The sequence below is a fragment of the Agrobacterium fabrum str. C58 genome (genome assembly GCF_000092025.1).
GTDB lineage: Bacteria > Pseudomonadota > Alphaproteobacteria > Rhizobiales > Rhizobiaceae > Agrobacterium > Agrobacterium fabrum.
The window spans coordinates 2,442,571-2,468,215 of sequence record NC_003062.2 but is presented as its reverse complement, the minus strand read 5'-3'; the positions used below and the strand labels follow the sequence as shown (position 1 = coordinate 2,468,215).

The following is a 25,645-nucleotide window of genomic DNA, read 5'->3' as shown; positions in this document are numbered from 1 at the left end:
GAACGAAATGCCGAAGAAGATCATCGTGCCAGTAGGCACCAGCAAACCCATCGCCCCTTTTTCGCCGGGAACCCTTGCCGATGGCGTGGTTTATGTGTCCGGCACGCTGCCCTTCGACAAGGACAATAACGTCGTGCATGTGGGCGATGCCAGTGCGCAGACACGCCATGTTCTCGAAACCATCAAGTCGGTCATCGAAACCGCCGGCGGCACGATGGAAGACGTGACGATGAACCACATCTTCATCACCGACTGGGCGAATTATCAGGCCGTCAACACGGTCTATGCCGAATATTTCCCCGGCGACAAGCCGGCGCGGTATTGCATCCAGTGCGGCCTGGTAAAGCCTGATGCACTGGTGGAAATCGCCACCGTCGCCCATATCGGCAAATAGGGCGAAGTGGCAGATGATGCATTTCGAGGTTCATGGCCGCACCGATGCCGAGGCGCCCACCATCCTTTTGTCTTCGGGGCTTGGCGGATCGAGTGCCTATTGGCTGCCGCAGATCGAGGCCCTTTCCGATCATTTCCGGATCGTCACCTATGATCATCGCGGAACCGGCAGGACGGGCGGGGAGGTGCCGACAGAGGGCGGCATATCTGCCATGGCGGATGATGTGCTGGAGATTGTCTCGGCTCTGAACCTCGAAAAATTCCACTTCATGGGTCATGCGCTTGGCGGTCTGATCGGCCTCGATATCGCGCTGCGCCAGCCCCGCCTCATCGACAGGCTTGTGCTCATCAATGCCTGGAGCAAGGCCGATCCGCATTCCGGGCGCTGCTTTGACGTGCGGATCGAGCTTCTGGAGAAATCCGGTGTCGACGCCTTCGTCAAAGCCCAGCCGCTGTTTCTTTATCCGGCGGCCTGGATGTCGGAACATCAGGAGCGGCTGGCGCGAGATGATGCTCATGGCGTCGCGCATTTTCAGGGAAAGACCAACGTGCTTCGTCGTATAGCCGCGCTGCGGGCTTTCGATATCGATGCCCGGCTTGGCGAGATCGGCAATCCGGTGCTGGTGGTGGCGACGAAGGACGATCTTCTGGTGCCCTATACGCGCTCGCTGCGTTTGGCGGAGGGATTGCCGCAAAGCGAGCTTTGCCTTTTGGATTTCGGGGCCCACGCGGTCAATATCACCGAGCCTGACCTTTTCAACACCCGGCTGTTGCAGTTCCTGCTGCCAGCCGACCAGACATGATGACAGGATTTTAGAGCAAGATGACGAAATCACTTGATGACGCTGCACTGGCGACGCTTTTCACCGAAGCACGCACCCACAATGGTTGGACGGACAAGCCGATCGGCGACGAGACGCTGATGGCCCTTTACGATCTGACGAAGATGGGGCCGACCTCAGCCAATTGCTCGCCAGCGCGTTTCGTCTTCGTGCGCAGCCAGGAGGCGAAGGAAAAGCTGAAGCCTGCGCTGTCTTCCGGCAATCTCGAAAAGACCATGGCGGCACCGGTGACTGTCATCGCCGCCATTGACAGCGAATTCTACGAGAAACTGCCGGAACTGTTTCCCCACGCCGATGCGCGTTCGTGGTTCACTTCCAGCCCGGCGGTGGCCGAAGAAACGGCCTTTCGCAACGCCACGCTTCAGGCCGGATATCTGATCCTTGCCGCCCGCGCGCTAGGGCTGGATACCGGCGCCATGTCGGGTTTCGACAAGGGTAAGGTGGATGCGGCGTTTTTTGCCGGGACGACGTGGAAATCCAATTTTCTGATCAATCTCGGTTATGGCGATCCGTCGAAGCTGTTCGGCCGCCTGCCGCGCCTTGGATTTGAAGACGCCTGTGTGCTGGCTTGATGTGTGCTGGCTTGATGGCCTGTTAAGGAAGGATGGGTTAGATGCAGATGATGTCTCTCGAAAAGGAAGCGGCAATGGAGACGAAGACTGCTGAGCAGCGCAGCCTCGATTATAGAAACGCCATGGCGCGGCTCGGTGCGGCGGTCAACATCGTCACGACGGATGGCGCGGCAGGCCGTGCGGGCTTTGCAGCGACGGCCGTTTGCAGCGTTTCCGACAATCCGCCCACGCTTCTCGTCTGCCTCAACCGCAATGCCTCAGCCTACAAGGTGGTGAAGGCTAATGGCGTTATCTGCATCAATACGCTTGCCGCCCATCACGAGGTGCTGAGCACGCTTTTTGGCGGCAAGACACCGGCGGAAGAACGTTTCGCCGCCGGCAGCTGGGGCGTGCTCGAGACCGGCGCTCCGGTTCTGGAAGACGCACTGGTTTCTTTCGACTGCCGTATCCGCGAGGCCCATGACGGCGGCACGCATGATATTCTGATCTGCACTGTCGTTGATATGAAGATCAACGCGGGTGATGAAGCGCTGATGTATTTCAACCGGCGTTACCGGGTGCTTTGAACGCAGTCTCTGGGGCCGGATGATACCGCTTAACTCACGATCAGCTACTTGCACACCATCATCCTTGGGCTTGTCCCGAGGATTTGCAACCGATTAATTTTATTCGACGTGGATAGATCCTCGGGACAAGCCCGAGGATGACGGTGGAGGTTTCTTTTCACGTCAGTAAAAAGGGCGTTCCCGGTTTCCCGGAAACGCCTTTCTCATTACTTGATCAGCGGCAGAAGCTCGTTGATCGACTTCTTCGCATCGCCATAGAACATGCGCGTATTGTCCTTATAGAACAGCGGGTTCTCGATGCCGGAGTAACCCGTGCCCTGGCCGCGCTTGGAGACGATGACGAGCTTCGACTTCCACACTTCCAGAACCGGCATGCCAGCGATGGGTGAATTCGGATCGTCCTGTGCCGCCGGGTTGACGATATCGTTGGAGCCGATGACGATGACGACGTCGGTGCTCGGGAAATCGTCGTTGATCTCGTCCATTTCCAGCACGATGTCGTAGGGCACCTTGGCTTCGGCGAGCAGCACGTTCATGTGGCCGGGAAGGCGGCCGGCAACGGGGTGGATGGCGAAACGCACGGTCTTGCCGTCGGCGCGCAGCTTGCGGGTCAGCTCGGATACCGCGCTCTGGGCCTGCGCCACCGCCATGCCATAACCGGGCACGATGATGACGCTGTCGGCGTCGTTGAGTGCTGCGGCCACGCCCTCGGCGTCGATCGCCACCTGCTCGCCCTCGATTTCCATTGCCGGGCCCGTCGTGCCGCCGAAGCCGCCAAGGATGACCGAGATGAAAGAGCGGTTCATCGCCTTGCACATGATGTAGGAGAGGATCGCACCCGAGGAGCCGACCAGCGCGCCCGTCACGATCAGGAGATCGTTGCCGAGCGTGAAGCCGATGGCGGCGGCCGCCCAGCCGGAATAGCTGTTCAACATCGAAACGACGACAGGCATGTCAGCGCCGCCGATACCCATGATCAGGTGGTAACCGATGAAGAAGGCGGCAAGCGTCATCAGGACGAGGGTCCATGCGCCGGCGCCGTTGCAATACATGATGAGCAGCACGAGCGACAGGATCGCAGCACCGGCGTTCAGCAGGTGTCCGCCCGGCAGCTTCTTCGCCTTGCCGTCCACCTTGCCGGCAAGCTTGCCGAAGGCGACGACGGAGCCGGTGAAGGTGACTGCGCCGATGAAGACGCCGAGGAAGACCTCGACCTTCATGATCGCCAGTTCCACCGGTGTCTTGTGGGCGAGGATGGCGGAAAAGCCTGTCAGCAACGACCGTGCCGTCTCATCGAGCGAGGCGACATGCGCTTCCTCGATATGGGCGTTGAAGCCGATGAAGACGGCGGCAAGACCGACGAAGGAGTGAAGGGCTGCCACAAGCTGCGGCATTTCGGTCATCTGCACGCGGCTTGCGACGAAGTAGCCGAGAACCGAGCCGCCGGCGAGCATCAGGAGCACGACGAGCCATTGCCCGACACCCTTGCTGATTTCGGGGCCGAAGACAGTGGCGACGATGGCGAGACCCATGCCTGTTATGCCGTACCAGACAGCGCGTTTGGCGCTTTCCTGTCCGGAAAGGCCGCCGAGGGAAAGGATGAAAAGAACGGCTGCGGCAACATAGGCCGCGGAAACGATACCAATGGTCATTTATTTAAATCCCCGCACGCTCAGGACTTCTGGAACATGGCGAGCATGCGCCGTGTCACGAGGAAACCGCCAACGATGTTGATCGTCGCGATCAGGACGGAAAGCGAGGCAAGGATCACCACCAGCCAGTTGCCAGAACCGATCTGCAGCAGCGCGCCGATGATGACGATGCCGGAAATGGCGTTCGTCACGGCCATCAGCGGTGTGTGAAGCGAGTGGCTGACGTTCCAGATAACCTGGAAACCGATGAAGCAGGCGAGCACGAAGACGATGAAGTGGCTCATGAAGCTTGCTGGTGCAAAAAGACCGACGAGAAGCAGGGCCGCCGTACCAATGACCAGCAGCCCGACCTGGCTTTTGGTCTGCGCCTTGAACTCGGCCCGTTCTTTCGCGTGTTTTTCTTCAGGCGTCAGCTCTTTGACTCGTTCCTTCGGCTTCTGCGCCGCAATGGCCTGAATCTTCGGCGGCGGCGGCGGGAAAGTGATCTCGCCCTGATAGGTGACGGTCGCGCCGCGAATGACATCGTCTTCCATGTTGTGAACCGGCTTGCCGTCCTTCGCGGGCGTCAGATCGGTCATCATGTGACGGATGTTGGTGGAATAGAGCGTCGAGGCCTGCGCCGCCATGCGGCTCGGAAAATCCGTGTAGCCGATGACGATGACGCCGTTGTCGGAAACGATACGCTGGTCGGGCACCGTCAGATCGCAATTGCCGCCGCGCTCGGCAGCAAGGTCGATGATGACAGAACCCGGCTTCATTGCCGCCACCATGTCGGCGAGCCACAGTTTAGGGGCGTCACGGCCTGGGATCAGCGCCGTGGTGATGACGATATCGATCTGCGGCGCGAGTTCGCGAAATTTCTCAAGCTGCTTCTCGCGGAATTCCGGCGAGGAGGGAGCGGCATAACCGCCGGTGGCGGCACCATCCTGCTGCTGATCGGCAAAATCGAGATAGACGAATTCAGCGCCCATGGATTCGATCTGTTCGGCCACCTCAGGGCGCACGTCGAAGGCATAGGTGATGGCGCCGAGCGAGGTGGCGGTGCCGATGGCGGCAAGACCGGCGACGCCGGCACCGATCACTAGAACCTTGGCGGGCGGAACCTTGCCGGCGGCTGTTACCTGACCGGTGAAGAAGCGGCCGAAATTGTTACCCGCCTCGATGACCGCGCGATAACCGGCGATATTGGCCATGGAGGACAGGGCATCCATCTTCTGGGCGCGGGAAATGCGCGGCACCATGTCCATGGCGATGACGTTGGCGCCCTTTTCCTTCGCCTGCTCCAGAAGGTCCTTGTTCTGGGCGGGATAAAAGAACGAGATCAGCGTCTTGTCCGAAGACAGGCGATCAATCTCCGACGTTTCCGGCGGACGAACCTTGGCGATGATGTCGGATCCGGCGAAGAGCGCGTCGGCGCTATCGACCACCGTGACCCCAGCCGCGCGATAGGCGTCGTCGGAAAAACCGGCTGCCTTGCCGGCGCCGGCCTCTATCACGCAATCATATCCGAGTTTCTGCAGGGCCTGCGCGCTGTCGGGCGTCATGCCGACGCGCGCTTCGCCCTCATATAATTCCTTAGGCGTTCCGATTCTCAAAACTGCTCTCCCATTTCCCGTCCTGATAAGCCGTCATAGCCCATTTGGGGCGTTTTTGTCTTGTTATTGCTGTTTTTCTACCTGCGGCGGATTGACAGGCGGGAAAAGGCCATTTCGGGCGGTGGCGGTACGGCGGCAATAAAAAACCCGGCGCCATGGCGCCGGGTGGTTGTTTGGGGGTGCTTTCGCTCACTCCATGGTGTGGATGTCGCGATCCTTGGTTTCCGGCAGGAACAGCAGGCCGATGACCAGCGTGATGCCTGCAAAGACGATCGGATACCAGAGGCCGTAATAGATATCGCCTTTCGCCGCGCTCATCGCAAAGGCGGTGGCGGGCAGAAGACCGCCGAACCAGCCGTTGCCGATGTGATAGGGCAGCGACATGCCGGAGTAGCGGATGCGGGTCGGGAACAGTTCGACCAGCAGTGCCGCGATCGGGCCATAGACCATCGTCACATAGATCACGAGGACGGTCAGGACCGCGATGATGACGATCCAGTTCACGGCTGCCGGATCGGCCACCATGGTGAAGGCACCGCCGCCGGCGATGGTGTAGACGGCCATTTCCGCCGCACCGGCCGTTTCGGCAGGCGTCAGCAGCTTGTCGGCCACCAGCTTGTCGGTCGCAACCATCTTCTTGTCGGTGGCGCGAACGGCATCGGCATTGAGGTTGAGTTCCGGGTTTGCGGCAATGAAGGCGTCCAGTTTCGCGTCCGGCACCTGTGCCGCACCGCGTACCAGCGGGTAACCGCTGTCATGCAGTGCAATGTTGATCTGCTTCTGGAATGCCTTGTCCTTCGCGGAAGCATCCGCGCCGGCCGCGATGGCGTCGTAGCTGGCGATGGTGGCGTCGCCGAGCTTGACGCTTGCCGGCTCACCGGCTGCTCCGGCAACCACGTCATAGGGGACGGAGTTGCGGGTCAGGAACGAGGTGGCGATATCGCAGGATGTGGTGAATTTCGCAGTCCCAGTCGGGTTGAACTGGAACTTGCAGTCGCCCGGAGCCGCAGTCACGGTGGCGCGAACGGTGGATTGTGCCTGCGCAAGTGCCGGGTTGCCCGCCCATGTCAGTGCCTTGAACAGCGGGAAGTAGGTCAGCATGGCGAGGATAAGGCCGGCCATGATGATGGGCTTGCGGCCGATCTTGTCGGAAAGCCAGCCGAAGAGCACGAAGAAGCCGGTGCCGAGGATGAGCGCTGCCGCCACCATGATGTTGGCGGACTGGCCGTCCACCTTCAAGATGCTCTGCAGGAAGAACAGCGCGTAGAACTGGCCGGTGTACCAGACGACGGCCTGGCCGATGACGGCGCCGACGAGGGCGAGCAGGGCGATCTTGGCGTTTTTCCACTGGCCGAAAGCTTCGCTGAGCGGGGCCTTGGAGGTCTTGCCCTCTTCCTTCATCTTCTTGAAGGCAGGGGATTCGTTCATTTTCAGACGAATCCAGACCGAAACGCCAAGCAGCAGAACGGAAACGAGGAAGGGAATGCGCCAGCCCCAGGCTGCGAAGGCTTCTTTGCCGAGTGCGAACTGCACGCCGAGAATAACCATCAGCGACAGGAACAGGCCGAGTGTCGCCGTTGTCTGGATCCATGAGGTGTAATAGCCCCTGCGACCGTTGGGCGCGTGTTCTGCCACGTAGGTTGCAGCACCGCCATATTCACCGCCAAGCGCCAGACCCTGCAGCATGCGCAGGATGATCAGGATGATCGGGGCTGCGATGCCGATCTGCGATGCACCGGGCAGGACACCGACGAGGAAGGTCGAAACACCCATGATGAGAATGGTGATCAGGAAGGTGTATTTACGGCCGACAATGTCGCCGAGACGCCCGAACACCAGCGCGCCGAAGGGGCGCACGAGGAAGCCGGCGGCAAAAGCCAGAAGCGCGAAGATGTTACGCGTTGTTTCCGGATATTGGCTGAAGAAGTTCGCGCCGATATAGATCGCGAGCGAGCCGTATAGATAAAAATCGTACCATTCGAAGACTGTTCCGAGAGAAGAGGCGAAAATCACCTTCTTCTCCTCGCCCGTCATTGGACGGGCAGCGCCGCTTGCGGCTGCAATATTTGCCATTCTCTGTCCTCCACAGATGTCCCAATCGACGCATTGCGGAGCCCGTCTCTCTCCTTCGGACTCACCTTGCGGCTGCGATGCGCGTGACATCAGAGTGACAGAAAATTAACCCCAGTAAGAGCGATGCTTTCGGATTATGACTTTAGTCTAAGGGACGGTATCCCGAAAATGTCGCGCGGTGCGGTTTGGCTGTCGTTCAGGTGGCCTTTCGATGCGCCTTTTTCCTTGACACAAAGAAGAAACCTTCTAATAGCTTCTCGCGAAGAAGGAGCATCACCTTGCGCACGCATGTTTCAGACATGTTCGTCATGGAAGGACCGGCACAATCCGCCGGCGATGATCCGCGCCTTTCTTATTCCATCCGAATTACGGCCAAAACGACGATTAAAACCGTCTGACGTCTCTGGCCACCGCTCTCTCCCCGGTTTGGCTGGGGATCGAGGAAGCCGCAATGCGATGCGGGTTCCCCACCTCACCCAAAAGAGGAGAGACAGAAAGAGAGCTTGATCATGGGTTTCAAAGTTGCAATTGTAGGCGCTACCGGCAATGTCGGTCGCGAAATGCTCAACATCCTGGCCGAACGTGGTTTTCCGGCAGATGAAGTCGTGCCGCTCGCTTCCTCCCGCTCGCAGGGCACGGAAGTCTCCTATGGCGATCGCACGCTGAAGGTTTCCAACCTCGAAAACTACGATTTTTCCGACACGGATATTTGCCTGATGTCGGCCGGCGGCGAGATTTCCAAGAAGTGGTCGCCGAAGATCGGTCAGCAGGGTTGCGTCGTCATCGATAACTCGTCTGCATGGCGCTATGATCAGGATGTTCCGCTGATCGTTCCGGAAGTCAATGCCGATGCGATCTCGGGCTTCACGCGCAAGAACATCATTGCCAACCCCAATTGCTCCACGGCCCAGCTCGTTGTCGCGCTGAAGCCGCTGCATGATTTCGCCAAGATCAAGCGCGTCGTTGTGTCCACCTATCAGTCGGTTTCCGGCGCCGGCAAGGAAGGCATGGACGAGCTGTTCCAGCAGACCCGCGCCGTCTTCGTGGCCGATCCGGTCGAAACCAAGAAGTTCACCAAGCGCATCGCCTTCAACGTCATCCCGCATATCGACGTCTTCATGGAAGACGGCTACACCAAGGAAGAGTGGAAGGTTCTGGCCGAAACCAAGAAGATGCTTGATCCCAAGATCAAGGTCACCTGCACGGCCGTGCGCGTTCCGGTCTTCATCGGCCATTCGGAATCGGTCAATATCGAGTTCGAAAACGAGATCACTGCCGATCAGGCGCGTGACATCCTGCGCGAAGCGCCGGGTTGCCTCGTCATCGACAAGCATGAAGATGGCGGCTACATCACCCCCGTTGAATCCGCCGGTGAAGATGCGACCTATATTTCGCGTATCCGCGAGGATGCGACGGTCGAGAACGGCCTCAACATCTGGGTTGTTTCGGATAATCTGCGCAAGGGCGCTGCCCTCAATGCCATCCAGATCGCCGAACTGCTGGTCAATCGTGGTCTCATCAAGCCCCGCAAGGCGGCTGCCTGATACGATTTTTTAAGGTTCGTTAAGTATAACCCGTCTGTTCTGTGTGGGGCAGGCGGGTTTTTCAATTGGCTGTCATCACGGCCAGTTTATTTGCAGGCCTTGCTGCCGAAAGGCAATTTAGGCCGCCAAAGGCTAGTTTGGCACCTGAATCATACAGTATTGATGGTTTGGTTCTCGGGAAATTTTCCCCAAAATATATCAAAGGCAGATTTTGATGCGGGCAATGAAGGCAATTCTGGCTGGTGTGGCCATGGTCTCGGTTCTGGCGGCGACGCCGGTTATGGCGGCGCAATGCGGCAACACTTCGGCGGGCTTCGATGCCTGGGTCAGCGCCTTCAAGCAGGAAGCGGCAGGCCGCGGCGTCAGCGCTTCAGTGCTCGATCGCGCCTTCTCCGGCGTCTCCTACAATCAGGCGACCATCCGCGCCGATCGCGGCCAGCACAGTTTCAAGCTATCCTTCGAACAGTTCATGCAGAAGCGCGGTGGTCAGACGATCATTTCGCGCGGCAAGACCATGAAGAAGAACAATGCAGCTCTCTTTGCTTCCATCGAAAGAACTTACGGCGTACCGGCTGGCCCGCTTCTGGCGATCTGGGGCATGGAAACCGGCTTTGGCGGCTTCATGGGCAACCAGCACACGCTTTCGGCCGTGGCGACGCTGTCCTTCGACTGCCGCCGTTCGGATTATTTCACTGAGCAACTTTATGCGGCGCTGAAGCTGGTCGGCAGCGGTTCGCTTAACGTCAACGCCAAGGGTGCGGCCCATGGTGAAATCGGCCAGACGCAGTTCCTGCCGTTGAACGTCGTGCGTTACGGCGTGGATTTCGATCGCGACGGTCGCATCGATCTCGTGGGCTCGCGCGCCGATGCGCTGGCCTCGACGGCCAATTTCCTCGTCGGCCATGGATGGCAGCGCGGTGCGGGTTATCAGCAGGGACAGCCGAGTTTTGCGGCGATCCAGGGTTGGAACGCGGCAAGCGTCTATCAACAGGCCATCGCCTTCATCGGCAAGGCGATCGACGGCCAATAAGGCCGTCTCGCTCTTTCAATCAGAAACCTGTTTTCACAGATCCGGGCGGCGAAAGTCGCCCGTTTTGCTGTCCATCACCCACAATTCACCGGTCGAGATATCGAACCATGCGCCGTGCAGCTTGACCTTGCCGGCGGTCTCCTGTGCCTTGACGAAGGGGAAACCACGTAGGTTGGCGATGGAGTTGCGGATGGAGACGCGTTCCAGCGCCGTCTGGCGTTCGGAGGCGGTCATGACGTCGTTACTCTGGATTTGTTCGGCCGCCGATTTGACCATGTTCATCCATTTGCCGATGAAATCGCCTGGTGACAGCGGCTCGAGATTGGGGTCAAGCGCCGCCTGAATGCCGCCGCAGCGGCCGTGGCCCATGACGACGATATCCTTCACCTTGAGAACCTGCACGGCATATTCGATGGCGGCCGACGTGGCGTGATACTGTCCGTCCGGCTCGAATGGCGGCACCATGTTGGCGACGTTGCGAACAACGAAAAGTTCTCCCGGTCCGCAGTCGAAAATGGTTTCCGGCGCCGAACGGGAGTCACAACAGGCAATGAACAGGGTCTGCGGTTTCTGTCCGGTATCGGCGAGAACGCGGTATCTTTCGCGCTCATCGACATAGCGGCCGCTCATGAAGTTCTTGTAGCCGTTGAGAAGTGTTTCCGGAAAATCTTTCATCTATCGCAGTACCGTTGTGGTTGGACCGAGATCAAGAGAGGAACTCGGCGCGTTGAAGACCAATCCTTTAGAGCATTTTCGCTTTTCTTCGAACCGCGAAACCGCTCCAACTCCTTGTCTGCCGCATTTCCGGACGGAAAACCGGGGGGCCACTTTTCCTTGGAAATGCTCTAGCCGCTATTTGCGCTTGCTGCGTGAAGGATGCAAGAGATGACGCATCTGCACCATGGCCATGGGTGTGGAGAGACTTGAAGAGTCGGTCTCGAGCGTCAGTTCGTTCATCCCGCGTTTTTTGGTGCGGGCCAGGATTTCGAAGACGCTGGCTGTTGCCAGTTGCAGCGCCTTTTCATCATCCACGCCTTCCAGCAGGCGGGCGAGGAACAGCGCCGACATCAGGTCGCCGAGGCCGTTCGGCGCATTTTCGATGGCGCGGTGTTCGGCAAGCAGGGCGTGGCGGCCGCTGAGGTAAAGATTGCCGGTGCCGCCCGTCATCATCGGTACGGCTGAGGTGACCAGCATTTTCGGCGGCCCGAGCGCGAGCGCGGCATCCATGATGGCATTGTTGGTCTCAAGTTCCGCGCCGCTCATCCAAGCCAGTTCGTAACGGTTTGGCGTGGCGACGGTGGCAAGCGGGATGAGGTGATCCCGGATGGCTTCGGCGGTCTCGAGGGGAATATAAAGCCCGCCCAGATCGCCCATGACCGGGTCGCAGGCGTAAACCAGCGCCGGGTTCTTTTCCTTCAGATTGCGGATCAGCCTTGCGACGGAGCGGACCTGCGCGGCACTGCCGAAATAACCGGTCAGAACAGCCTTGACCTCGCCGATCCATTGGGCGTTTCCGAGGTCGGTCATGGCCTTGTCGAAGTCGTCATCCTGAAAGCGCATGCGGGTGGATGGGCCGTGGCCGGGGTGCCAGGGCATGACGATGGTGGGCACCGCCCAGACCGGATAACCGAGGGTCTCCAGCGCAAAAACGGCGGCGCGGTTGCCGACGGAGCCACGCATGACGTGGCTGGAAATGACGATGACGGCGCCCTGTGTATTTTCCTGCATCACGGCCTTCTTGCTTTCAAACATCGCAGAAGCGCGCAAGTGCCCCTGCCTAGAGATCAAGATGCGCTCTCATGACATATCGCAAGGCCGGTTTCCACAGTTAATCCCGCAATGGTCTGTCCCGCAAAAGCATGAGCGGGGCCGGGCGTTCTTCCGTTGCAGGGGCGTTACCTGTCATTGCGGGATCGGCTGAGTGCTCTATAGTCTTATCATGCTCGATCTCGTCATTGCCTATTGGCCGCATATCCTTGCCGTTCTCTCCATCTTGATGGGTACCGTGGCGGCCGTGCATGCCACGATGACGAAGGAGGAGGTGCGTTCCGCGCTGGGCTGGGTGGGCGTCATCGTGCTGTCGCCGATCGTCGGCGCGGTCATCTACGCCATCGCCGGCATCAACCGCATTCGCCGGTCGAACATCACGCAGCAGCGGTCCTTCATGCTGGACGAGATCATGGATCGCGTGGCGCGCCTCGATGCCAGCAACGATATGATCGCGACGCGTTTCGGCCGCCGTTTCGAGGCGATGAAGACGCTTGGCGACCGGGTGACGCGCCACGCGCTGACGACCGGTAACGGCATCGAGCCGCTGGTGAGCGGGGATGTCGCCTATGCCGCCATGCTGGAGGCGATCGGGGAGGCGAAGCGGTCGATCATTCTCGAAACATATATTTTCGATAATGACCGGATCGGCGCCCGTTTCGTCGCGGCGCTTGAAAGGGCGAAGCTGCGTGGCGTGGAGGTGAGGGTGCTCATCGATGCGGTCGGCGCCCGTTATTCGGTTCCGAGCATCCTGCCGACACTCAGGGATAAGGACATCGTTGCCGATGTCTTCAACGGCAATGTCATCATGGGGCTGCGGCTGCCCTATGCCAATCTGCGTACCCACCGCAAGATCCTCGTGGTGGACGGACGTATCGCCTTCAGCGGCGGCATGAATATCCGCGAGGGTTTCACCCTGGAATTCGGTGGCGAAAGCCAGTCGCACGACACCCATTTCAAGATTACCGGGCCGGTGGTCTCCGATTTTTTCTCCATCGCTGCGGAGGACTGGCGCTTCACGACGGGGGAGGTTCTCGACGCACCGGTCTGGGATATCGCCATTCCCGATGGCGTGCCGGGGTCGCAAATCGTTGCCCGCGTCTGCTCCTCGGGGCCGGACAAAAGCATCGAGACCAGTCACAAGATGCTGATGGGGGCCTTTTCGGTGGCGCGTTCCTCCATTCTCATCATGTCGCCCTATTTTCTCCCCGATCGGGAGCTTATTTCGGCGCTCATTACCGCAGCAAGGCGGGGGTGCGTGGTGGATATCATCGTGCCGAAAAGCAACAATCTGGTGCTTGTCGACAGGGCGATGACGGCGCAGTTCGACCAGATGCTGAAGAATTATTGCCGCATCTGGCGGGCGACCGGGGCTTTCAATCATTCCAAGCTTCTGGTGATCGACGGGCGCTGGAGCTATATTGGCTCCTCCAATCTCGATCCGCGATCGCTGCGGTTGAACTTCGAGATCGATCTCGAAGTCATGGACGAAGAATTTGCCGGGGCGATCGGAGATCGTATCCGGAATGCGCGTGCAACTGCCTTGCCCGTCCGGCTCAGCGAACTGAATGCTCGGCCATTCGTTGTCCGTTTTGTGGAGCGTGTGCTGTGGCTCGCTTCACCCTATCTTTAGAGTGCGGTGCGCCCGAAAGGACGCCCCGCGAGACCGGAGGCATAAACGCGTGAAAAAGAACGGTTTGCTGGATGATGAAAAAACGGCTTTGACGAAAAACACCAGCCTGTCCGCCTTCGTCATGCAATCGCTGCGCGACCGCCGCCAGCGGCAGAATGCGGCGCCGGCGACCAAAGACCATTCCTTTCCGGTCATCGCTTCCTACAATGTGCATAAATGCGTCGGCCGCGACCGCAAGTTCGACCCTGATCGTACCAGCCGCGTCATTCAGGAAATCGGCGCCGACATCATCGCCCTTCAGGAAGCGGACAGCCGTTTCGGCGAGCGCACGGGCCTGCTCGATCTTGCCCGGCTGGAGCGGGAAAGCGGCCTTGTTCCTGTGCCGGTGCAGGCAGGCGTGAAGGCGCATGGCTGGCATGGCAATGTCGTGCTGTTCAGAGAAGGGGCTGTCAGGGACGTGCATACGCTGAAATTGCCGGGGCTGGAGCCGCGCGGCGCGCTCGTCGTGGAACTAGACCTTAAAAGCGGCGGCACGCTCCGGGTCATCGCCGCCCATTTCGGCCTTCTCAGACATTCCCGCGCCCAGCAGGCCAAGGCGCTTGTCGGTCTTCTGGAAGCGCGCAACGAATGCGCGACCATCCTCATGGGGGACCTGAATGAATGGCGTCTAGGTAACGGATCATCACTCAATACGTTCCGGGACGCTTTCGGCACCCTGCCGCCGGCGGTGCCGAGTTTTCCGTCCAACCTGCCGGTGCTGGCGCTCGACCGGATCATCGCCAATCGCGAAGGGCTGATCGAGCAGGTGGAGGCGCATGACAGCGCGCTGGCGCGCATCGCCTCGGACCATCTGCCGCTGAAAGCCGCGATCCGCACCGACCTGCTTCCGGCCTGAGCCGCTGCCCCATCCGGCGCGACTGGCAGTCCTTCACGCCGCCGTCAGGTGACCGCTGCGCGAGCGCGCTTCCAGCAACGACGTGCGAATGGCCTCCATCAGCCGCTCTCGGTTGTTCCTGGTTTTGCCCCTGTCCAGATTCTGCGCGGAAAGCGCGAGGTCAAGACCCTCATGCATCACGATCGAATAGGCAACGGTGGTTGCCCAGTTTTCGTAATCCTGCTCCATCATGTCGCCCCTGAACTAAATCATTTAGTCCGAATCACCCTGATCTCGAAAATTACCACAAAATATAAAGCATAAAATAGCATTGTTCTTTCAGCGCCGGTTGACCCTTGCGGATATATTGCCTTTTGCCAGTTTTAATGCAGCGCAATATAAGCGCGATCTCCACTTAAGTATTTGAAACTGATTCTATTTCAGCGACTTCGCACGAACGCTTCCAGCCATGAAAAACGCCGCGCATCTGATGATGCGCGGCGGGCTTGCGTCGAAGGTTGCGGTGGATGGGGTGCGGCGTCAGCCGGCCTTTTCGAGCTTGTAGTCCGAATTGGCCGGTTCTTCCTGCTTGTGCTGGATGAGCGGGCGGTTGCCCGCGAGCTTGCGCACCAGCACGTAGAAAACAGGGGTCATGAAGATGCCGAAGAACGTCACGCCGATCATGCCGGAGAACACCGCGACACCCATGGCGGCGCGCATTTCCGCACCCGCACCTGTCGAGACGACCAGCGGCACCACGCCCATGATGAAGGCGAGCGAGGTCATCAGGATCGGGCGAAGGCGAAGCCGGCTTGCCTCGACTGCCGCCTGAAGCGGCGTTCGCCCTTCGAACTCCAGTTCCCGGGCGAATTCCACGATCAGGATCGCGTTCTTCGCCGACAGACCCACAAGGACGACAAGGCCGATCTGCGTAAAGATGTTGTTATCCCCTCCCGTCAGCCAGACGCCCGTGAGGGCCGCGAGCACGCCGAGCGGAACGATCAGGATGATCGCAATCGGCAGGGTGAGGCTTTCATATTGCGCAGCCAGCACGAGATAGACGAGCAGCAGCGCTAAGGGAAAGACCACGATGCTGGAGTTGCCTGCCAGGATCTGCTGGTAGGTCAGGTCGGTCCACTCGTAATCGATACCGGCGGGCAGGTTTTCGGCAAGGATTTTCTCCATAGCCGCCTGAGCCTGTCCCGAGGAGAAGCCCGGTGCGGGACCGCCGTTGATATCGGCCGCAAGGAAGCCGTTATAACGGTTGGTGCGCTCCGGTCCCGTCGTCGCATCCACCTTCAGCAGCGTGGACAGCGGGATCATCTGACCCGTTGCGGAGCGAACCTTCAGGCGGCCGATATCTTCGGCATGGGCGCGGAACTGCGAATCCGCCTGAACGCGAACGCTGTATGTGCGTCCGAAGGCGTTGAAGTCGTTGACATAGAGCGAGCCGAGATAGATCTGTAGCGTCTGGAAGACGTCGCTGACGGAGACACCCAGCTGCTCAGCCTTGGCGCGGTCGAGATCGGCGAAGAGCTGTGGCACGTTGATCTGGAAGCTGGAGAAAATGCCTGCCAGCTCCGGCGTCTGATAGGCCTTGGCGATGACCGCCTTGGCCGCTTCGTCAAGGGTCTGGTAACCGTAACCGGCGCGATCCTCGATCTGCAGCTTGAAGCCGCCCGTCTGGCCGAGACCGTTGACTGGCGGCGGCGGGAACATGGCGATGAAGGCATCCTGAATGCCGGCAAATTTCTGGTTCAGCTGCATGGCGATGGCGCCGCCGGACAGTTCCGGTGTCTTGCGCTTTTCGAAGTCATCGAGAACCGCAAAGACGATGCCGGAATTGGAGCCGATGGTGAAGCCATTGATCGACAGGCCCGGGAAGGCGATGGCGTGGCTGACGCCGGGCGTTTCCATGGCGATCGCGCTCATCCGCTTGATGACGCTTTCGGTGCGGTCGAGCGTTGCACCATCAGGAAGCTGGGCGAAACCGATCAGATACTGCTTGTCCTGCGCCGGCACGAAGCCGCTCGGCACCGTCGTGAACATGCCGTAGGTGGCGGCCACCAGCGCCATATAGACGATCATGACGAGGCTCTTGCGCGTCACCAGCCCGCCGACGGTCTTGCCGTAGCCGTTCGAGGCCGCGCCGAAGGCTCGGTTGAAGCCACGGAAAAACCAGCCGAGGATCTTGTCCATGAAGCGGGTCAGCCAGTCTTTCGGCGCACCGTGTTCCTTGAGCAGCAGGGCCGCAAGCGCGGGTGACAGCGTCAGCGAATTGATGGCCGAAATGACGGTGGAGATGGCGATGGTCAGTGCGAACTGCCGGTAGAACTGGCCGGACAGGCCGGAGATGAAGGCGAGCGGCACGAAGACGGCGACCAGAACCAGCGCAATGGCGATGATCGGGCCGGAGACTTCACGCATCGCCTTGTAGGTGGCGTCGCGCGGTGAGAGCCCGTTTTCGATGTTTCGCTCGACGTTTTCGACAACCACGATCGCGTCATCCACCACGATACCGATGGCCAGCACAAGGCCGAACAAAGTCAACGCGTTGATGGAGAAACCGAAGGCATACATGACCGCGAAGGTGCCGATGATCGAGACGGGAACGGCGATCAGCGGAATGATCGAGGCGCGCCAGGTCTGGAGAAAGAGAATGACGACAAGCACCACGAGGCCAACGGCCTCGAGGAGTGTATCGACAACCTTTTCGATGGAGGAGCGCACGAATTTCGTCGTATCGTAGACGATCTCGTATTTCACGCCATCAGGCATTGCCAATTGCAGATTGTCCATCGTTGCGCGGACATTGTCGGCGATTTCGATGGCGTTCGAGCCGGGCGCCTGGAGGACGGCGACAGCCACGGCGGGTTCGCCGTCAAGCAGCGAGCGCAGCGTGTAATCGGCGGCGCCGAGCTCTATGCGGGCGACATCGCGCAGGCGGGTGATTTCGCCGTTCGCGCCGCTCTTGACGATGATGTTGCCGAATTCCTCCGGTGTCGTCAGACGACCCTGGGCATTGACGTTGAGCTGCAGGTCGACACCGTTCGGGCTTGGCGAAGCGCCAATGACGCCGGCCGCGGCCTGAACGTTCTGCTGGCGGATGGCGTCGGAAACGTCGGCGGCGGCGAGATCATGCTCGGCCACCTTCTGCGGATCGAGCCAGACGCGCATCGAATAATCACCTGCGCCGAAGACCTGAACCTGGCCGACACCTTCGATGCGGGCGAGACGATCCTTGACGTTCAGCGTCGCATAGTTGCGCAGATAGGTGATGTCATAGGCGTCGGTCTTCGAGACGAGGTTGACGACCATGATGAAGTCCGGCGAGCTCTTGACGGTGGTGATGCCGAGCGCGCGGACTTCCGCCGGCAGGCGCGGTTCGGCCTGCGACACGCGGTTCTGCACCAGCTGCTGCGCCTTGTCCGGGTCGGTGCCAAGCTTGAAGGTGACGGTCAGCGTCAGTACGCCGTCAGACGTTGCCTGGCTGCCCATGTAGAGCATGTCCTCGACGCCGTTGATCTGTTCTTCCAGCGGCGTTGCAACGGTTTCGGCGATAACGGTCGGGTTCGCGCCGGGATAGGTGGCACGGACGACGACGGATGGCGGAACGACTTCCGGATATTCGGAAATCGGCAGGGCGCGCATGCCGAGAAGGCCCGCGACCACGATCAGGATCGACAGCACGCCGGCGAATACCGGCCTGTCGACAAAAAATCTGGAAATATTCATATCCAGTCCCTCTCCGGGTATTTAGGAATGCGAAGGCTGTTCCGGCGGCAATCCTGCCGCCGGTGAAGGCCGGTTCTGTGTGAATGCGCGTCTCGCGATACTGCGGGACGCTTACTGATCAAAGAGGTGGGTTACTGCGAAGCAGCAACCTTGTCTTCCGCCTGGGGCGCGATGGTCGCACCGGGACGGATGCGCTGCAGGCCGTTGACGACGATCGTATCACCGGCGGCAAGGCCGCTGTCGATGATGCGCTGGCCATCAGCCGGTGCGCCGGGCTTGATCTGGCGGTAGCTTACCTTGTTTTCGGCATCGACCACGAAGACGAAGCGCTTGTCCTGATCCGTGCCGATGGCGCGGTCGCTGATGACGATGCGGTTTTCCGGCTTCGGTTCGCCCATGCGTACCCGCACGAACTGGCCGGGGATCAGCCTGCCATCCGGATTGTCGAAGATGGCGCGCACACCGATGGTGCCGCTTGCCGAATCCACCTGGTTGTCGATCAGGTGCAGCGTGCCCTTGATCGGCGTGCCTTCATCCGAAAGCGTGCCGATTTCCACCGGGATCTGTTCCAGAGCGGGCAGGGCGCCATCGGTCTTCGGCAGCTCGGCAAGAGCCTTGGCCACGACGCCTTCGCTGGCGTTGAAGCTTGCATAGATCGGGTTGACCGAGACGAGCGTGGTCAGTGCCGGCGAGGTGGAGCCCGCAGCGACGAGATTGCCGGCGGTGATTTCGATCCTGCCGACCCTGCCGGAAACCGGCGCGATGATTTCGGTGTAACCGAGATCAAGCTGGGCGGTGGTCAATGCTGCGCGGGCGGCGCGAAGCTGGGCTTCGGCATCCGCAAACGAGCTTTGACGCTGGTCGAGATCACTCTGGGAGATGGTACGGTTATCGGAAAGCCTGCGGCCACGGTCGAGTTCCGTCTTTGCAAGGCTGACCTTGGCTTCGGCGGAAGCGACCTGTCCTTCAGCGCCCGCGACTGCGGCCTGATAGGGGGCCGGGTCGATGGTGAAGAGCGGGTCACCTTCCTTCACCAGCGCGCCTTCGCGGAAATGTACGGCCTTGATCTGGCCGGCGACGCGGGAGCGGATCTGCACGCGGTCAACGGCCTCCAGACGGCCGGAAAATTCTTCCCAGCGCATCACGTCGCGGCTCTCCACCTTGGCGACGGTGACCGGGATTGCCGGCGTTTCGGCGGGCGTGGACGCGGCCGTCGCATTGCGGCTGGTGGGGAGGTCGAAAAACAGTGCTCCTGCTGCAACGGACATGGCAAGCCCGATGCCGGCACCCGTCAGGGCCCGGCGCTTTGTGTTCAGCGTCATGGGTATCTCCTTGGCCCCAGATCAGGAGCCGATCAGTTTCTCAATAAATGCGGTATTCAGTGTTTCAATTGGTCAACGAAGGTCTTGAACTCCGAACAGACGGAGGAAACCCATCCGCCGCCCTCTCCTTGATAAAGCCCCGTCCAGCCGACGCCGGCGGGGAAAACATGGCTCCTGACGCTGACACCCGAGGCGACGAGGCGGTCTCCATAATTTACCGTTTCGTCGCGCAGAGGATCATCCTCGGCGGTAAAGATCAGCGCCGGTGCCACCCGGTTCAGCCGCGTACACTGGCAGGGCGCGGCATAGGGGTGGAAAAACCCGCACGCCTTGGCAAGGTAATGGCTCCAGCCATCGGCCCAACGCTGGCGCATCCCGATCCTGTCCGCGTCGCGGAAGGATTCCGTCGTCATCATCGGATCGATCATGGGCGACAGAAGAATCTGGCCTGCGAGTTTGCCCGGCATGCGGTCACGGGCTTTAAGCGCAAGTCCCGCCGCCACATTGCCGCCTGCCTCTTCGCCGGCCACGAACAGCAGCGATTTCGCGCCGCCATAATGCTTGCGATCCCGGCTCAGATGGTCGAGCGCCTCATAGGCACAATCGATGACCATCGGAAACTCGTTGCCGGACGGCTTGCTGTAATCGGCTTCCACGACCACCGCGCCACTTTCCGCCAGCGCGCGGGCCACCGGAAGCTCGGGGCAATTGCCGCCCGGCTCAAGGCCGGGTTCCAGAAATGATCCGCCGCGCAGATAAAGCACGACGGGCGGATGGCTGCACAGGCAGGACCCTTCATAACGGCGCACGGAGAGCTTTGACGCGGACGTCTCGCTGCCCATATTTTCCCAATGCGCGTTCATGAATCCAGATCCTTTGCGCCGCCACCCATAGGCGGATCATATTGCAAAATCTGAAATCCATATTATTGTTCGGATCGAAACGATCAAGCATGCAAATTTGAAAACACTATTCCGAAATAACGGATAATAATATCTCGAGGCAGTGAATGGATCAGCTCTCCGCCATGCGGGTTTTTACGCGGGTCGTGGAAACCGGCAATTTCAGCCGCGCCGCCACCGCGCTGAACATGCCCAAAACCACGGTTACCAATATGGTGCAGGCGCTCGAGGCGCATTTGCAGACCACGCTTCTCAACCGCACCACGCGGCGGGTGATGCTGACGACGGACGGTGCTCTCTATTATGAGCGGGCATCACAGATTTTATCGGAAATCGAAGAGTTGGACGGCAGTATGTCCAGCGCGCAAGTGCAGCCATCCGGCCGGTTGCGGGTGGAAATGGCCGGTGTCTTCGCGGACCTGGTGGTTATCCCACATCTTTGCGAATTTTACCAGCGCTATCCGCAAATCCGTCTCGATCTCGGCGTCGGCGACCGTCTGGTCGACTATATCGCGGAGAATGTCGACTGTGCGCTGCGCGTGGGCGTGCTGCGCGATCAGTCGCTGATTGCCCGTAAAGTCGGCGAGCTGCGGTTCGAGACATTCGCCTCGCCATCCTACATCGAAAATTTCGGCATGCCGCGCGAGCCGGAGGATCTGGAGAAGGAACACTATTCGGTGGGTTACCTCAATGCCACCACCGGCCAGATCATGCCGGCCTCCTTCGACAATGGCGTGCGCAGCGTCGAGCTGACCCCGAATTACGTCGTCTCGGTGAATGACAGCCGCACCTATCTCAATGCGGCGCTGGCCGGCATGGGCATCGTGCAGCTTCCCGTCTTCATGGTAAGGGATGCGCTTTCGCGCGGTGAACTGGTGCCGGTGCTTTCGGAGTGGCGGCGCGAAGCCATGCCGATCTATGTGGTTTATCCGCAGACCCGGCATGTGACCAACAAGGTGCGCGTTTTTGTCGACTGGCTGGCGAAGCTGGTTCACGGTCTGGTGTGAGGCAGGCGGCGAATGCTCGTGGCAGGGCATGAGCCACAGCCGCCGCAAATTGCTTTCTATCTGGAAACTGGAGCGGGCGAAGGGATTTGAACCCTCGACCCCAACCTTGGCAAGGTTGTGCTCTACCCCTGAGCTACACCCGCTCAAAATCCGCCGGTCCGGGGTAGTTCGCTGGACTGCGGGCCGCCGAAGTTCGGCGACGGCTGCTATATCGCTCAATCGATTTTGGAATGCAATAGTTTCTTTTGCGGTTTCGGTGGAAATCCTTCCGGCCGCGGGTTTATTACAAAGGGCGCAGCCGATGCGGCTCCGGATGGAGGCAGGGGCGGGCGAAAGCGTTGTTTCGGCTGGTCTTTATTCCTTCGGCGAAGGGTGCACGAACGACCGATAATGCAGAAAATAACCCGTTTACATTTGGTTAAAATCTGATTCGACAAGTGATTCGTTCGGGTGTACAAAATTGATGCCCACGGAAAAACAAACGATACTTGGCATATCATCATCGGGAGGATGAGCCTTGTCGTACGCAGCTTTTGAAAGAGTCGGCGCACAATTGTCGCCAGAACAAATCACCGATTTGCAGAATATTTTCGATGGTGTTTGTTTCGAGTGCCTTCAAGATCGCAGCAGTCATGTTGCCAATGAATGTGCAGCAATTTTGATCCGTAGCGCCCAGCGCGGCATTCTGGATCATGAAATGTTGCGCGACATAGGGCTTGCGGTTCTGCGCCGCCATTGATGACATCATCTCTACGAAAAAAGCGCCCGAATCTCTCGGGCGCTTTGCTGTGTTGAGCCTGTTGGAAATTCTTCCGGCTCAGCTCTTTTCCTGCACATGGGCTTCGAGGAACCACAGTGACTTGTCGAGATCGCGCGAGGCGGCGGTGAAGATATCGGCCGTCGTCGGATCGCCGGCTTCGTCGGAATCGTCGATCGCCTTGCGGATCATGTTGGCGACTTCGCCATAACGCTCGATCAGAGCGTCGAGATGATCGTGGATTTTATAGATATCGGTCGGATAGGCCTTGAGCTTCGTCGTCGAGGAGACGGCTTGCAGGCTGCCGAGTGCGGTGCCGCCCAGCTGCACGACGCGTTCGGCAATCGTATCGCCGTGATTGTCGAGCTGGGTGCGGAAGGTGTCGAGAAGTTCGTGGACGGCGATGAATTGCGGGCCTTTCAGGTTCCAGTGCGCCTGCTTGGTGACAAGCGCGAGATCGATCACCGAGGCGAGAGATTCGTTCAGAATGCCGATCACGGTCGACTTGGCGTTGGAAGGCAGGTCGTTCTTCGTCTTGTGCGTCTTCATCGATGTCTCCTGAAGTTGCGGACGGAATGCCGCTTTGGAAAAGTCTGTCGATTAACGTCCGGGCCTGTGGCCCTGTTCCATGTTAAGCACTGCGGCGGCAAAAATCCTGCGCAATCATCATGTCATTCGTAAAACAGGCAGATGCGGCGGCCGTCTATCTCTTCGACGCGGATCGGCATGTCGTAGATATCCTCAAGGATATCAGGGCTGATGATCCCGTCTGCCGGCCCCTGGTGGCATATACGGCCTTCGCGCATGGCGATGATGGTGTCGGAATACCAGGAGGCGAAGTTGATGTCGTGCAGCACCAGAACCACTGTTTTCTTCAGCTCGTCTGCGGCGCGGCGCATGATCTTCATCATGCCGGAAGCATGTTTCATGTCGAGATTGTTGAGCGGTTCGTCGAGCAGTACGTAATCCGTATCCTGACACAGCACCATGGCCACGAAGGCGCGCTGGCGCTGGCCGCCGGAAAGCTCATCCAGAAACCGGCCGGCCAGGTTTTCGAGATGCAGATATTCCAGCGCCCGGTCGATATGGACCTTGTCCTCAATGGTGGGACGGCCCTTGGAATAGGGGTAGCGGCCGAAACCGACGAGGTCGCGCACCGTCAGCCGCGAGGAGATGTGGTTGTCCTGCCGCAGAATGGAGAGCCGCTTCGCCAGCGTCTCTGACGGGGTTTTGGTCACATCCAGCCCGTCCACCGTGACGGTTCCCGTGTCCATCGACATCAGTCGCGCCACGATGGAGAGCAGCGTCGATTTTCCCGCCCCGTTCGGGCCGATGATGGAGGTGACGCCGCCTGCCGGAATGGAGACGGAGACACCGTCGACGACGAGCGTATCGCCATAGGATTTGCTGATCTGACTGGCGATGATCATCGCGCACCCCGCTTCAAGATAAGACCGATAAAGACGATACCGCCCAGAAATTCGATGATGATGGAAAGCGCCGTATCGAAGGCGAAGATGCGCTCCAGCGCCACCTGGCCACCGACAAGGCAGATGACGGCAATGAGGATCGCTGCCGGCAGCACATAGGCATGTTTGCCGTTGCCGGTAAGATAATGGGCAAGTGCGGCGACCAGCAGGCCGAAGAACATGACCGGGCCGACGAGCGCGGTGGAGACGGCGACCAGCACAGACACCAGCACGAGGATGATGGTGACCGTGCGTTTATATTCGACGCCGAGGCCGATGGCCGTTGCCCGGCCCAGCGAGAGAACGTCGAGCGTGTGCATGAGGCGCAGCCCGATGATGGTCACGACGCCGATAATGATCGCCGAGATCGTCAGAAGCGTGGGATCGATGGAGTTGAAGGTGGCGAACAGCACATCCTGCAGCACGGTATATTCATTGGGGTCCAGCACGCGCTGCATGAAGCCCGAGAGGCTGCGGAAAAAGACGCCGAAGACGATACCGACCAGTACCAGAAGATGCAGGCTGCGTTCTGCGCCGACAAAAAGCCAGCGATAGAGCAGGGCGGAAAAGATGACGAGCAGCGCGGTTTCGACGATGAACTTCAGCTGCGGATCGATCATCACAACGGTTGCCGAGCCGAATACGAAGATCAGCCCGGTCTGCATCAGCACGTAAAGCGAATCGAAACCCATCACCGACGGGGTGAGGATGCGATTGTTGGTGACTGTTTGGAACAGCACGGTGGAGACGGCAATGGCATAGGCCACCAGCAAGAGCGACAGAAGCTTGATGCCGCGAAACGGCAGCACGAAGCTCCAGCTGCCCTTTGCACCGAGCGTCATGAAGGCGGCCATGCAGATGAGGGAGACTGCCGCAAGGATGATGAGAACGGTTTTCGCGCGCCGGTCGGGATGTCTCTCATGCATGGTGACGTTTCCGCAGCAAGAGATAGAGGAACAGCGCGCTGCCGATGACGCCGACCACGGTTCCGATAGGGATTTCGTAAGGTGCGCGCACGGTCCGGCCGATGATATCGCAGGAAAGCACGAAGACCGCGCCGAGCGTTGCCACCCAGGGCACCGAGCGGCGCATATTGTCGCCGATCATCAGGCTGACGACATTCGGCACGATCAGGCCGAGAAAGGGGATCATGCCGACCGTGACCACCACCACCGCGCTGACCAGCGAAACGATGGTGAGGCCAAGCGCCATGACCCGGCGATAGTTGAGGCCGAGATTGGTGGTGAAATCGCCTCCCATGCCGGCCACGGTGAAGCGGTCTGCGGCGAGATAGGCGGCGATGGCGAAGAGGAAACCGACCCACAGCAACTCATAACGGCCGCGCAGCACGCCGGAAAAATCCCCGGTCATCCAGGCGCCGAGTGATTGCAGCAGGTCGAAACGATAGGCGAAGAAGGTGGTGATGGCGGCAATGACGCCGCCCAGCATGATGCCGATCAGCGGCACCAGCAGCACGTCGCGCAGCGGCACCTGTCTCAGAATACGCAGGAACAGCGCGGTGCCTGCCAGCGCGAAGGCCGCGGCCACCAGCATCTTGCCGAAGATGGGCGTTTCGGGCGCAAGCAGGGTGACGACCAGAAGGCCAAGGCCGGCGGATTCGGTGGTGCCTGCCGTTGACGGTTCCACGAAACGGTTGCGCACCAACATCTGCATGATGAGACCGGCAATCGCCATCGAGCTGCCGGCGAGGATCAGCGCCAGTGTGCGGGGAATGCGGCTGACCACCAGCACGCGCAGGGCGTCGGCGCTGGTGTCCTGCGCAAAAAGCGTGGCGAGCGACACATTGCTGACGCCGACGAACAGGCTGGTGATGGCGAGCGCCAGAGCCAGAAGAAGAGCTGATATGAGGGGCAGGGATTTCACGTTGGTGATGTTTCGAAATTGGTAGACG

23 protein-coding genes and 1 tRNA gene are annotated in these 25,645 nt (G+C 59.7%); 10 read left to right on the top strand and 14 right to left on the bottom strand.

Features of this window, described 5'->3' with window-relative positions:
* Positions 1-7: 7 nt before the first annotated feature.
* From rutC to rutF, 4 genes are read left to right on the top strand one after another with little or no spacing between them, the layout of a single operon-like run.
* Positions 8-394, top strand: coding sequence for a pyrimidine utilization protein C (gene rutC, locus ATU_RS12175; protein ID WP_004443491.1), 387 nt, complete (start codon positions 8-10; stop codon positions 392-394).
* A gap of 13 nt (positions 395-407) precedes the next feature.
* Entirely contained in the window at positions 408-1,196 is a 789-nt protein-coding gene (gene rutD, locus ATU_RS12170) for a pyrimidine utilization protein D (protein WP_035255817.1), read from the top strand.
* A gap of 20 nt (positions 1,197-1,216) precedes the next feature.
* On the top strand, positions 1,217-1,807 hold the full coding sequence (locus tag ATU_RS12165; protein WP_010972362.1) for a malonic semialdehyde reductase: 591 nt from the start codon (positions 1,217-1,219) through the stop codon (positions 1,805-1,807).
* A 41-nt stretch (positions 1,808-1,848) separates the two neighbouring features.
* Entirely contained in the window at positions 1,849-2,373 is a 525-nt protein-coding gene (gene rutF, locus ATU_RS12160; RefSeq protein WP_006312118.1) for an NADH-dependent FMN reductase RutF, read from the top strand.
* A 206-nt stretch (positions 2,374-2,579) separates the two neighbouring features.
* Here the strand turns inward: rutF and ATU_RS12155 are convergent, their stop codons facing one another.
* From ATU_RS12155 to ATU_RS12145, 3 genes are all read right to left on the bottom strand, one after another.
* Complete coding sequence (locus ATU_RS12155; RefSeq protein WP_010972361.1) at positions 2,580-4,025, bottom strand: NAD(P)(+) transhydrogenase (Re/Si-specific) subunit beta; 1,446 nt, start codon at positions 4,023-4,025, stop codon at positions 2,580-2,582.
* Between the two features lie 20 nt (positions 4,026-4,045).
* Positions 4,046-5,620 carry a Re/Si-specific NAD(P)(+) transhydrogenase subunit alpha gene (locus ATU_RS12150; RefSeq protein WP_010972360.1) on the bottom strand — a complete coding sequence of 525 codons (1,575 nt, stop codon included), beginning with the start codon at positions 5,618-5,620 and terminating at the stop codon, positions 4,046-4,048.
* A 189-nt stretch (positions 5,621-5,809) separates the two neighbouring features.
* Positions 5,810-7,693: an MFS transporter gene (locus ATU_RS12145; protein ID WP_006312115.1), complete on the bottom strand. Its 1,884-nt coding sequence runs from the start codon at positions 7,691-7,693 to the stop codon at positions 5,810-5,812.
* A 509-nt stretch (positions 7,694-8,202) separates the two neighbouring features.
* On the opposite strand from ATU_RS12145, the gene ATU_RS12135 reads away from it, so the two are divergent.
* Complete coding sequence (locus ATU_RS12135) at positions 8,203-9,237, top strand: aspartate-semialdehyde dehydrogenase (protein WP_003514078.1); 1,035 nt, start codon at positions 8,203-8,205, stop codon at positions 9,235-9,237.
* A gap of 214 nt (positions 9,238-9,451) precedes the next feature.
* Positions 9,452-10,267, top strand: coding sequence for a lytic murein transglycosylase (locus ATU_RS12130; RefSeq protein WP_006312113.1), 816 nt, complete (start codon positions 9,452-9,454; stop codon positions 10,265-10,267).
* Between the two features lie 33 nt (positions 10,268-10,300).
* On the opposite strand, the gene ATU_RS12125 is transcribed toward ATU_RS12130, so the two are convergent.
* Together ATU_RS12125 and pdxY are read right to left on the bottom strand one after the other, a co-directional pair.
* Positions 10,301-10,942 (bottom strand): carbonic anhydrase, encoded by a 642-nt coding sequence (locus ATU_RS12125; RefSeq protein WP_006312112.1) that lies wholly within the window; start codon positions 10,940-10,942, stop codon positions 10,301-10,303.
* 177 nt (positions 10,943-11,119) lie between these two features.
* Entirely contained in the window at positions 11,120-11,995 is an 876-nt protein-coding gene (pdxY, locus tag ATU_RS12120) for a pyridoxal kinase PdxY (RefSeq protein WP_010972357.1), read from the bottom strand.
* Positions 11,996-12,206: 211 nt separating this feature from the next.
* Between pdxY and ATU_RS12115 the strand changes: the two genes are divergently transcribed.
* Both ATU_RS12115 and ATU_RS12110 read left to right on the top strand, forming a co-directional pair.
* Positions 12,207-13,667, top strand: coding sequence for a phospholipase D-like domain-containing protein (locus tag ATU_RS12115; RefSeq protein ID WP_010972356.1), 1,461 nt, complete (start codon positions 12,207-12,209; stop codon positions 13,665-13,667).
* A gap of 49 nt (positions 13,668-13,716) precedes the next feature.
* Positions 13,717-14,562 (top strand): endonuclease/exonuclease/phosphatase family protein, encoded by an 846-nt coding sequence (locus ATU_RS12110; protein WP_006312108.1) that lies wholly within the window; start codon positions 13,717-13,719, stop codon positions 14,560-14,562.
* Positions 14,563-14,595: 33 nt separating this feature from the next.
* Here the strand turns inward: ATU_RS12110 and ATU_RS12105 are convergent, their stop codons facing one another.
* The 4 genes from ATU_RS12105 to ATU_RS12090 form a co-directional block, all read right to left on the bottom strand.
* Positions 14,596-14,793, bottom strand: a complete 198-nt coding sequence (locus tag ATU_RS12105; protein ID WP_006312106.1) for a hypothetical protein — start codon at positions 14,791-14,793, stop codon at positions 14,596-14,598.
* 288 nt (positions 14,794-15,081) lie between these two features.
* Positions 15,082-18,276: an efflux RND transporter permease subunit gene (locus tag ATU_RS12100; protein ID WP_010972354.1), complete on the bottom strand. Its 3,195-nt coding sequence runs from the start codon at positions 18,274-18,276 to the stop codon at positions 15,082-15,084.
* A 131-nt stretch (positions 18,277-18,407) separates the two neighbouring features.
* Positions 18,408-19,598, bottom strand: coding sequence for an efflux RND transporter periplasmic adaptor subunit (locus tag ATU_RS12095; RefSeq protein ID WP_006312103.1), 1,191 nt, complete (start codon positions 19,596-19,598; stop codon positions 18,408-18,410).
* Between the two features lie 56 nt (positions 19,599-19,654).
* Positions 19,655-20,461: an alpha/beta hydrolase fold domain-containing protein gene (locus tag ATU_RS12090; RefSeq protein ID WP_010972353.1), complete on the bottom strand. Its 807-nt coding sequence runs from the start codon at positions 20,459-20,461 to the stop codon at positions 19,655-19,657.
* Between the two features lie 146 nt (positions 20,462-20,607).
* Between ATU_RS12090 and ATU_RS12085 the strand changes: the two genes are divergently transcribed.
* A complete protein-coding gene (locus ATU_RS12085) occupies positions 20,608-21,507 on the top strand; it encodes a LysR family transcriptional regulator (protein WP_006312100.1) in 900 nt (299 codons plus the stop codon).
* A 68-nt stretch (positions 21,508-21,575) separates the two neighbouring features.
* Here ATU_RS12085 and ATU_RS12080 read toward each other — a convergent pair.
* A tRNA-Gly gene (locus tag ATU_RS12080) sits at positions 21,576-21,650 on the bottom strand.
* Between the two features lie 374 nt (positions 21,651-22,024).
* On the opposite strand from ATU_RS12080, the gene ATU_RS12075 reads away from it, so the two are divergent.
* The gene (locus ATU_RS12075) at positions 22,025-22,246 is read left to right on the top strand and encodes a hypothetical protein (protein WP_161991265.1); all 222 of its coding nucleotides are present in this window, start codon (positions 22,025-22,027) and stop codon (positions 22,244-22,246) included.
* A 78-nt stretch (positions 22,247-22,324) separates the two neighbouring features.
* Here the strand turns inward: ATU_RS12075 and dps are convergent, their stop codons facing one another.
* The 4 genes from dps to ATU_RS12055 all read right to left on the bottom strand — a co-directional run bounded on the left by dps (position 22,325) and on the right by ATU_RS12055 (position 25,617).
* Complete coding sequence (gene dps, locus ATU_RS12070; protein WP_006312098.1) at positions 22,325-22,813, bottom strand: DNA starvation/stationary phase protection protein Dps; 489 nt, start codon at positions 22,811-22,813, stop codon at positions 22,325-22,327.
* A 122-nt stretch (positions 22,814-22,935) separates the two neighbouring features.
* Positions 22,936-23,694 carry an iron ABC transporter ATP-binding protein gene (locus ATU_RS12065; RefSeq protein ID WP_010972351.1) on the bottom strand — a complete coding sequence of 253 codons (759 nt, stop codon included), beginning with the start codon at positions 23,692-23,694 and terminating at the stop codon, positions 22,936-22,938.
* Positions 23,691-24,659, bottom strand: coding sequence for an iron chelate uptake ABC transporter family permease subunit (locus ATU_RS12060; protein WP_010972350.1), 969 nt, complete (start codon positions 24,657-24,659; stop codon positions 23,691-23,693). Before ATU_RS12060 ends, ATU_RS12065 begins: the two co-directional genes overlap by 4 nt.
* Positions 24,652-25,617 (bottom strand): ABC transporter permease, encoded by a 966-nt coding sequence (locus ATU_RS12055; protein ID WP_035255830.1) that lies wholly within the window; start codon positions 25,615-25,617, stop codon positions 24,652-24,654. The genes ATU_RS12060 and ATU_RS12055 overlap by 8 nt, the downstream gene beginning before the upstream one ends.
* Positions 25,618-25,645: the final 28 nt, after the last annotated feature.

Excerpts from the sequence above, each read along its gene's own strand:
- ATU_RS12155 (WP_010972361.1), bottom strand. The coding sequence starts at position 4,025 with ATGACCATTGGTATCGTTTCCGCGGCCTATGTTGCCGCAGCCGTTCTT.
- ATU_RS12100 (WP_010972354.1), bottom strand. The coding sequence starts at position 18,276 with ATGAATATTTCCAGATTTTTTGTCGACAGGCCGGTATTCGCCGGCGTG.
- rutF (WP_006312118.1), top strand. The coding sequence starts at position 1,849 with ATGCAGATGATGTCTCTCGAAAAGGAAGCGGCAATGGAGACGAAGACT.
- ATU_RS12165 (WP_010972362.1), top strand. The coding sequence starts at position 1,217 with ATGACGAAATCACTTGATGACGCTGCACTGGCGACGCTTTTCACCGAA.
- rutC (WP_004443491.1), top strand. The coding sequence starts at position 8 with ATGCCGAAGAAGATCATCGTGCCAGTAGGCACCAGCAAACCCATCGCC.
- ATU_RS12105 (WP_006312106.1), bottom strand. The coding sequence starts at position 14,793 with ATGATGGAGCAGGATTACGAAAACTGGGCAACCACCGTTGCCTATTCG.
- rutD (WP_035255817.1), top strand. The coding sequence starts at position 408 with ATGATGCATTTCGAGGTTCATGGCCGCACCGATGCCGAGGCGCCCACC.
- ATU_RS12125 (WP_006312112.1), bottom strand. The coding sequence starts at position 10,942 with ATGAAAGATTTTCCGGAAACACTTCTCAACGGCTACAAGAACTTCATG.
- ATU_RS12135 (WP_003514078.1), top strand. The coding sequence starts at position 8,203 with ATGGGTTTCAAAGTTGCAATTGTAGGCGCTACCGGCAATGTCGGTCGC.
- ATU_RS12090 (WP_010972353.1), bottom strand. The coding sequence starts at position 20,461 with ATGAACGCGCATTGGGAAAATATGGGCAGCGAGACGTCCGCGTCAAAG.
- ATU_RS12060 (WP_010972350.1), bottom strand. The coding sequence starts at position 24,659 with ATGCATGAGAGACATCCCGACCGGCGCGCGAAAACCGTTCTCATCATC.
- ATU_RS12130 (WP_006312113.1), top strand. The coding sequence starts at position 9,452 with ATGCGGGCAATGAAGGCAATTCTGGCTGGTGTGGCCATGGTCTCGGTT.
- pdxY (WP_010972357.1), bottom strand. The coding sequence starts at position 11,995 with ATGCAGGAAAATACACAGGGCGCCGTCATCGTCATTTCCAGCCACGTC.
- ATU_RS12085 (WP_006312100.1), top strand. The coding sequence starts at position 20,608 with ATGGATCAGCTCTCCGCCATGCGGGTTTTTACGCGGGTCGTGGAAACC.
- ATU_RS12065 (WP_010972351.1), bottom strand. The coding sequence starts at position 23,694 with ATGATCATCGCCAGTCAGATCAGCAAATCCTATGGCGATACGCTCGTC.
- ATU_RS12145 (WP_006312115.1), bottom strand. The coding sequence starts at position 7,693 with ATGGCAAATATTGCAGCCGCAAGCGGCGCTGCCCGTCCAATGACGGGC.
- dps (WP_006312098.1), bottom strand. The coding sequence starts at position 22,813 with ATGAAGACGCACAAGACGAAGAACGACCTGCCTTCCAACGCCAAGTCG.
- ATU_RS12095 (WP_006312103.1), bottom strand. The coding sequence starts at position 19,598 with ATGACGCTGAACACAAAGCGCCGGGCCCTGACGGGTGCCGGCATCGGG.
- ATU_RS12115 (WP_010972356.1), top strand. The coding sequence starts at position 12,207 with ATGCTCGATCTCGTCATTGCCTATTGGCCGCATATCCTTGCCGTTCTC.